Here is a 1237-nt window from a genome sequence, read left to right as displayed (position 1 = left end):
CCGTGGATCGAGGTTCCCGACGACTTCGTGGTGGGGGCGAGTCCGGCGTAGGAGGCGAGGTGGGCGGCGGTGGGGAAGCTGGTGCCGTCGCCGACGGTGACCAGCAGGACGGCGGCGGTCCTGACGCCGACGCCGGGCATCGACGTCAGGACCGGGGAAAGAGGGTGGGCCTCCAGCAGGGTGTTGATCTGGGCTTCCATCGCCCGGCGCTGGGTGTGGACGGCGGCCAGGGAGGCGGCCAGAGAGGGGATGACGATGTCGAGGGTGCCGGTGCCGGGGACCACGACGGTCTGTTCGTCGAGGGCGTCGAAGACGTCGTCGACTAGCCGCTGGGCCATGCGCGGGGCCTTGGGCCGGATCAGCTCGACGAGTCTGCGGCGGCCGGCTTTGCGCAGAGCGGCCGGGGAGCCGTAGCGCTCCAGCAGCCAGGTCACGGCCTGGTGGTCGAGGCGGGGCCCTAGAACGCGTTCGAGGCTGGGGTGGAACTGGGTGAGCAGGCCGCGTATCCGGTTGGACGTGCGGGTGGCCTCGGCCGCGAGGTCCTGGTCGAAGCCGACGAGGACCGTGAGTTCGGCGGTGATCTCGTCGGTCAGTTCGAGGGATCGCAGGGTGTGCGGCATGGTGCGGGCCGCGTCCGCGATCACCGCGGCGTCCTTGGCGTCGGTCTTGGCCTCGCCGGGGTAGAGGTCGGCGATCCGGCGCATGGCCAGGCCGGGCAGGTAGGCGACACGGCAGCCGGCGTCGCGGGCGACGGTCAGCGGGAGGGCGCCGATGGAGGCGGGCTGGTCCACGATGACCAGGACGGTGCCGAACTTTGCGGTCAGCTTGTCGAACACGGCCCGCAGCTTGGGTTCGCTGTTGGGCAGCGGCTTGTCGAAGACCTTCTTCCCGGCCGGGGTGAGTCCGTGGCCGTGGTGGGCACTCTTGCCGACGTCCAGGCCCAGGAACACGCCCACGTCTTCGATCTCGAACATTCTGCCCTTTCCCGGGTGTTGACGGTGCCGGCCTCGGCTTGGGTGTCGTGCTCGCGCATCCACGTTATGCAGACCTGCCGTCCGCGAACTGCCCGGCGTTGCGCCGGACCGGACGGTGGCCGGACCTCTGATCAGCGTCTCCGACGGCACCTCCCGGGCCCGGTGACACCACCCCCCAGGTCATGCCTTCGACAGGGGGCAACAGTCATGCCGGGCCCAGAGGCCAGCGGCCCCGTTGCGGAGCCGCGGAAAACATAACGGGG

1 protein-coding gene is annotated in these 1237 nt (G+C 70.6%); it reads right to left on the bottom strand.

Annotated elements, in window-relative coordinates; translation table 11 throughout:
- A partial coding sequence (locus ACWGJY_RS37540; RefSeq protein WP_453265377.1) for an IS110 family transposase occupies positions 1-974 on the bottom strand: 974 nt, incomplete at its 3' end.
- Positions 975-1237: the final 263 nt, after the last annotated feature.

This window comes from Streptomyces sp. NPDC054765 (assembly GCF_053612065.1).
This window is presented reverse-complemented; position numbering and strand designations above follow the sequence as displayed.